This is a genomic window from Brevundimonas sp. (genome assembly GCF_016463485.1).
Lineage (GTDB): Bacteria > Pseudomonadota > Alphaproteobacteria > Caulobacterales > Caulobacteraceae > Brevundimonas.
Genome location: NZ_JAEMRD010000024.1, coordinates 26,048 through 32,111 on the forward strand (window position 1 = coordinate 26,048; position 6,064 = coordinate 32,111).

The window sequence follows — 6,064 nt, forward strand, 5'->3', positions numbered from 1 at the left end:
CACACGTGCCGAGATCTAATCCGGCTGTTTTCAAGGAGTTTCATATGCCTGCCATTGCCACCATCGCTACCTTGACGGTTGGAAGGAACACATCCCCCAACGTCTCTGACACCATCACCTTCTCGGTCCCCGGTGCGCCCCGTGGGAAAGCCAGGCCCAGTGCCCGCGCCTTCATGGGCAAGGTTCAGCGCTTCAAGGACAGCAAAACGGTGGCGTATGAAAGCCTCGTGCGTCTCGCAGCCAGCGAAGCCATGGAAGGGCACGATCGCATCGATGACCCTGTGTTTGTAGAGATCGAAGTCTTTATCGAGCCAGTCGCTTCCACTACCCGTTCTCGTTACGCCCAGATGATCGCCGGGCGGATCATGCCGACCAAGGCGCCTGATCTCGACAACATCATCAAGTCCATCCTTGATGGCTGCAACGGGGTCGTCTTTCGTGACGATGTACTCGTGATGAAGATTTCAGCGTCGAAGGTTTATGCAGCCCGCAGCCGGGTGGACGTCAAGGTCTCACGCATTTTCTAGGTAAGCGTCCTGGGCTGCTGCCCAAACCGCGGTGGACGGCGTCGGACGACTGCGCATTGGTCTGTCCGGACAAGGTCTGGCTCCAACACCGTGGGCGCAGGAGCTCGGCCCCCACCCGACGGAGCCGACGTGTCGGATCACCGCCTCGACTAAAAAGCCGACGCCGGTAACGCCTTCAAGCGCTCAGGCCTCCGCCCGGCTTGATGGCGTGACGCCGTAGAGTCCTACATGATCACGGCTTCCAGATCGGCTGGCCCCAGATAGACCAGATCGACACCCCCTTGACGCGCTGTGAGCTGGAGCAATCCGGTGCGGTCTGGCGAAACGCGACCGAACAACGTGCCGATGCGCTGGTGATCGACATCGAGCACGACGTCGTCGCTGCCTTCAGCAATACGGAGCGCGGTCCCATCAGCCGGGGCTTGATCGCTCCACACGACCATTCCGTGATGGTCTTGCCGACTCCAGGTTTCGATCCGTTCGGGCCTCAGGCCTTCGAGGAAGTCCTTGAAGAGGTCGTGGGTCTCAGGTGTCGGCCAAGCGGGGTTGCCGCTCAGCGCCAAGACCTGCGGCGTGCGAGTCCATGCCCGCAGCTCGGTCAGATTGTCGAAACGCGCGCCAGTACCATCGACGGCGATCTGAGCGCCGGATCGCGAGGTAAAGCCGGACTGGATCAGGAAGATGGTGTTGGCGTTCAGGACGCCCGTCTCGACCGCTCCGGCCGCGAGGCCGAGCTCGAAATCTGACAGATCGAGACCTTGGTCGGTCTGATAACCGCGGGCCAGTCCATGCACCCGAACAGATTCCAGGGCCCAAGGCAGTCGATAAAGGAAGGCGTCCTCGACGAACTGCAGGGTCGCGCTCTCGCCATGGGCGATCTCGCCCATCGGTCGACCCTCCAGCCAAGCCCGAAGCAGTTCTCGCCAGTCATCCACCATGGCGTTGGGCGTGAACGGCGAGATGTCGAAGACGATCTCGGCGAATGCGGTCAGCGCTTCGATGGCGATGTCCGCCTCCCGACCGCTCAGGGCGCCATTCGCCTGTATGAGCAGTTCGATCAGGTCGTTAGACCGGGCGTCCAGAAGCTGGCCGGTCGTAAGGCCGACGCCGGCCAGGAAGTAGCCGCGTCGTTGCTCGGGGGTGGTCCGCGCCCAGATGAACTGCGCGCGCTCGAGGAGGGCTTTGCGTATCAGGTTTTGGATGTGGTCTGCGCGCCGCGCAATCCGGCGCGCCCACAGCGAGCTGGCAAGCGACTCGTCCAGCTTGGCCTCGACGTCAGCGTCGGCGACATCGTCGTCGCCGAGCAGGCTCAACAAGGCGGTGTCCAGCGAAGCAACGTGCGAGGCCCACGTTCGCGCTTCCAAGGCGATGGCTTCGGCAGCTTCGCCAGGCACGGCGGCGAAGTCCCAAGCGTGCATACCGACGACGTAGTCGAGGAGGGACTGAACATCCTGCGTGCCCAGTTTGCGCTGCATGCGCGCCAGCAGGGCGATGACCAGTCTCAGCAGGCCGCTCTCCATCTCGCGCCCAGCGGTCTCATTAATCAGCGAGTTCCAGTTCATCCGACGCGAGGCGTGCTGGTCGAACATGGGATAAAGGACAAGGCCTTGGACGTCGACGAAGGCGCGGCCTGCGCGTCCTACGATGTTCCTGAAGTCGTGCGGCTCGATCACGTTTCGATCGCGGTGCAGGTTGTGGAACACCAGCGCCGTCGCGGCCAGGTTCAACCCTTGAGCCAACGTCGGCGACGAGACCGTCACCTTGAGCACGCCATCACGTAGCAGCGCCTCGACTTCGCGCCGGTAAGGGGTAGGCAGGGCGCCGTGGTGAACGCCGACGCCCAGGCGCAGACACTGCAACAGCACATGGTCGTCGCCCAGCCACTCGGCGCCGATCGTCAGAGCCTTGTCCAGACGAGCGTCGTCAGCTTCCAGCAGGGGGGCAAGCAGGCCGCGGCTATGCAGATCGACGATGGCCTTGGCAAACGGCTCTACCGATCGGCGACGCGGGCAGTAGATCAGCACGGTCTGACCATCTTCGATCAACCGCCAGGTCGTCGCCAGCACCAGCTCGCGTTGGTCTCGAGGGAAGGCTTCCTTGCGTTTGCCCTTCGGAGGCACGCGCGGGAGTAAGAACTTGGGAACGAAGGGCGTTTCATCGCCAACGGTGATCTTGAGCCTAGCCCCGTTAGGGCTCCAGTCGACTTCTCCAAAGCGCAGCCGCGTCGGACGCCAGTCCTTCTGTACAAGCCCGTTTGCGGAATCGCGCGACAGCCAGGCCACGAAATCCTCAAGCTGGTCGCCATCCGGTAGGATGGCAGACAGGCAGACGATGCGGCGCTGATCGGCGTCAGCGCGGCGAAGCAGTCGCTGGATCTGGACTTCGTAGCGAACTTCGCGCTCGCCCAGCCCGATCATGTGGCCTTCGTCGAGGATCACCAGTCCGACATCGTCGAGTAGAGACGGATCGTTGCGCAGGGCGAAGTCGAGCTTCTCCGGGGTCGCCACGACGATGTCGCGATCCGTCAGGAGGCCCTTATCAGCCCCGCTGACACCGATGCTGCCGTAGAGGCCAGACACCGTCTTCCCGAGAGGTCGGAACGTCCGATTTAGCGACACCTCCGTCTGGGCTGACAGGGCCCGCAGCGGGGTGATGAACATCACGCGCTTGCCGGCGGCCAAGCAAGCGAGGATGCAGAGCTCGCCTATGCGAGTCTTGCCAGCGCTTGTCGGCAAAGAAACGACTAGGTTGTCATCGCTTGTCAGGGCTTGTGCCGCCGCGCCGATCTGGGAGGGCCACAAGTCGATCTCCGCGCGTGACCGGTGGTGGAGCGATGCGATGAAGAGTTCGCGTAGACTCGCCCATCCCGGCGGACCTTGCAGGGGCAGAACCTGATGGAAGCTGCAGTCCCACAGTTCATTGAACAGGTGACGGGCGAGCCGATGCGCCCACCACTGGGGCACCATGTTCAACGTGCTGGCGTCTTCCAGGCCTGTGTCGAACCCTTCCAGTGCGCTCGACAAGAGCACGCGATCCCCACGCTCAAACGCCAGCAGCGCCGCGCTGACCGAAGACATGAAGGCCTGGGTCAGGACGGTGTTGGCGACATCCATGAGCGCGTCGTCGGCGTTGTCAGGACCTTCAGCCCAGGCTTCAGAGGGAAGGGCGTTGCCCAACTGTTCCGCCAGCACACGATCGGAAGCGGCCTCGCTGGTGGCCCAACCACTGACGAGATCGTTGAGGTCATCGAGTTTGCGCAACATGAGCAGGGCGAGCGCCTGCTCGACCGGTGCCAGGTTCGACGCTTCGTCGTTTTGGAATGGCGCCAATAGCGAAAACGCACGGGCGGAATAACGGCCGATATGATAGGCGGCGGCCGCCATCAGCCGATGAAAGCCTTGCTCCTCATCGTCGCGCCCGTTGGCGATGACTGCCTCGATCGCCTCCGCTGCCACCGAACAGGCCGTTCGCGCCAGCTCGCGATCCCCATCGGCTTCCAACAGACGAAGCGCATGGGTCAAAAGGCTGTAGCCGTAGGCGAGCAGGTCATAGCTCAATCCATCAGCGAAGCGCGGGCCGTCATCAGGCACGGCGCCGTCACGCCAGATCATGGCTCTGGCCTGTCCGCGCGCCAGCAGCTGGTTGCGGAATCCTTGTTCGGTCGCGCGGTTGAGGGCCGCAGTGATCGTCTCGATTTCAGCGGCCATTTGCGATCACCGTGTCGAAGACGTTCTGGATGAAGGTCTGGTGGGTTGGAATGTGGAAGTTCACGGCGATCTGCTTGACCGTACCGGCGTAGGTCTGAAGTTCCGTGGTCAGCAGCCCCCCGGCCGCGTTGCCGGTGAAGGTGAACATCAGATGCTCGACCTGCTTGAGCTCAACGGTCCGATCCAGGGTGGCGTCGTCGATAAGATCCGAAATGTCGGTTCGCTCTGCCGCCAGGTATTTCTCGGACAGGAACAGGAGCGCATGCGGCGTGGGCCGTTCGTCAGCGGAAGCTAGGCCCTTGCGAGCAGCCGTGATCGTCGCTTTGGCCATGTTGGCACCGCTCTTGGCTTCTCCCTTCAAAAACAAGGCTTGCCCCTTGGCGTCCGCCGCAATGCCGATCAGATCGTCACCACGCATCGCCATGTTGCGATGGTCCTTCCACTGCAGACGAAGAACACCGATCTCGTAAGTGGTGAGCTCGTTGACGAAAGCTGTGCCGAGAATCTCTCCCAGATCGCCGGAGCGCAGTTGCTTGGTCGTCGGCAGCCTCGCTTCAACCAGATCAGCGGCTTGAGATTTGCCTTGTCGCCGCAACACGCGCGCCAGATGATGGGCGGCGACATAATGCTCCGGCAATGTCGCCGCGACGGCGTTCATGCCGTTGGCCAGCTTGCCCGGCGTGACGGTGATCTGATGCAGGGCATGGACGCCGACCGCACTCGAGTTCACGTCACACCACGTGTTGATGTTCGCCAAGTTCGTCCCCGATCCCAGCGGTGTCGTTAGACGCCGCAATATTTGTTTTCGCCACCATAGAGCGAACCAAGCGTGACTGTAAGAGGCTTCTTCCGGCTACCAAAAGTCGCCGCAGCAGCCAAAGAACGCTTTTTCTTCCGTCAGATACTGGCGGGATGCCGTCTATCGGAGTCGGTTAAAGCTGTCGTGGTACCTAGGTATGACGCTTTTTACGTGTGTTTGTGCCAATGCCTTCGGTTTGACAGACCAGCAGATTTCTAAGGTCGGGACTTCCTTGACGCTGCTGTCGCAGGGGGAGCGATGTTGAGGTGGAGTCTGACGATGTCGTTGGCGGCCATTACCTGAGTCAGCCTCCACTCATCCAACGAGCGTCGCTTGTCTCTGTGGCCTTTGTCGTCCGTCGATTGCCGCTTTATCGGGCAGGGTGTGGGTCCGCTGCAATCGCTTCTCCGACCCCTGCCGTTACCGCCGCTTCTGACTTAACGCGGTCTTTGGCAACATCCGCTTTCGGGCATGGCGACGCCGCCGAATGCGCAGGTCTGACTCTTTGGCGACTCCGGGAGCGTCCGCTTTCCGGTGTGAGCCAAAGTTTGTTCTGGGGCATTGCAGCCTCGACCTTAGCGCGCTCGACCGATGGTCGTCGGCGGTTGGGCGGAGAGTTCCTGCCGAAATCGTAGAAGTGTCGCTTAGGTTGGTGAACGCTGCTGATTGTGGTTCACGGCCTCTGACGAAGGCCTCGCAGGCGCGCTGTCAGGTGCCAGTGAATGAGCGGGAGCCGAAGACGCATCATCCTGCATCTCGTCGCAGCACGTCATAGCCGCGTCCGCAGCCATGTCCTTGCAACAATCGCAGCCTTCGGCCGCCAGAGCCGCGCCCGCGCTCAGGGTCAGGATCGCGCCGGCGGCGGCCAGCAGGTTGGAAACCCTCATCGTCGTTCTCCTAGTGAACCATGAAGCTGACGGAGCCGGACATCTTGTGGCCGTCCGGGCCTTCGGCGGTCCAGGCGGCCGTGTAGTTGCCCGGCGCGAGGCGCGGAAGAGCCACGCCGACGGTGGCGGCGGCCGGCGCGGCGG

General features: G+C 62.4%; 4 protein-coding genes. 1 reads left to right on the forward strand and 3 read right to left on the reverse strand.

Annotated features, from left to right (window positions below):
• The first annotated feature begins 44 nt into the window (after positions 1–44).
• Complete coding sequence (locus JHC99_RS05875) at positions 45–527, forward strand: RusA family crossover junction endodeoxyribonuclease (RefSeq protein WP_292152527.1); 483 nt, start codon at positions 45–47, stop codon at positions 525–527.
• 224 nt (positions 528–751) lie between these two features.
• On the opposite strand, the gene JHC99_RS05880 is transcribed toward JHC99_RS05875, so the two are convergent.
• The 3 genes from JHC99_RS05880 to JHC99_RS05890 all read right to left on the reverse strand — a co-directional run.
• Positions 752–4,234 carry a DEAD/DEAH box helicase gene (locus tag JHC99_RS05880; RefSeq protein ID WP_292152528.1) on the reverse strand — a complete coding sequence of 1,161 codons (3,483 nt, stop codon included), beginning with the start codon at positions 4,232–4,234 and terminating at the stop codon, positions 752–754.
• Positions 4,224–4,991 (reverse strand): Hachiman antiphage defense system protein HamA, encoded by a 768-nt coding sequence (locus JHC99_RS05885; protein WP_292152529.1) that lies wholly within the window; start codon positions 4,989–4,991, stop codon positions 4,224–4,226. Before JHC99_RS05885 ends, JHC99_RS05880 begins: the two co-directional genes overlap by 11 nt.
• A gap of 939 nt (positions 4,992–5,930) precedes the next feature.
• Positions 5,931–6,064: copper resistance protein CopC (locus tag JHC99_RS05890; protein WP_292152530.1), on the reverse strand; the 134-nt coding region annotated here is incomplete at its 5' end.

Coding starts and splice junctions, on each gene's coding strand:
- JHC99_RS05875 (WP_292152527.1), top strand. CDS start 45: ATGCCTGCCATTGCCACCATCGCTACCTTGACGGTTGGAAGGAACACA.
- JHC99_RS05880 (WP_292152528.1), bottom strand. CDS start 4,234: ATGGCCGCTGAAATCGAGACGATCACTGCGGCCCTCAACCGCGCGACC.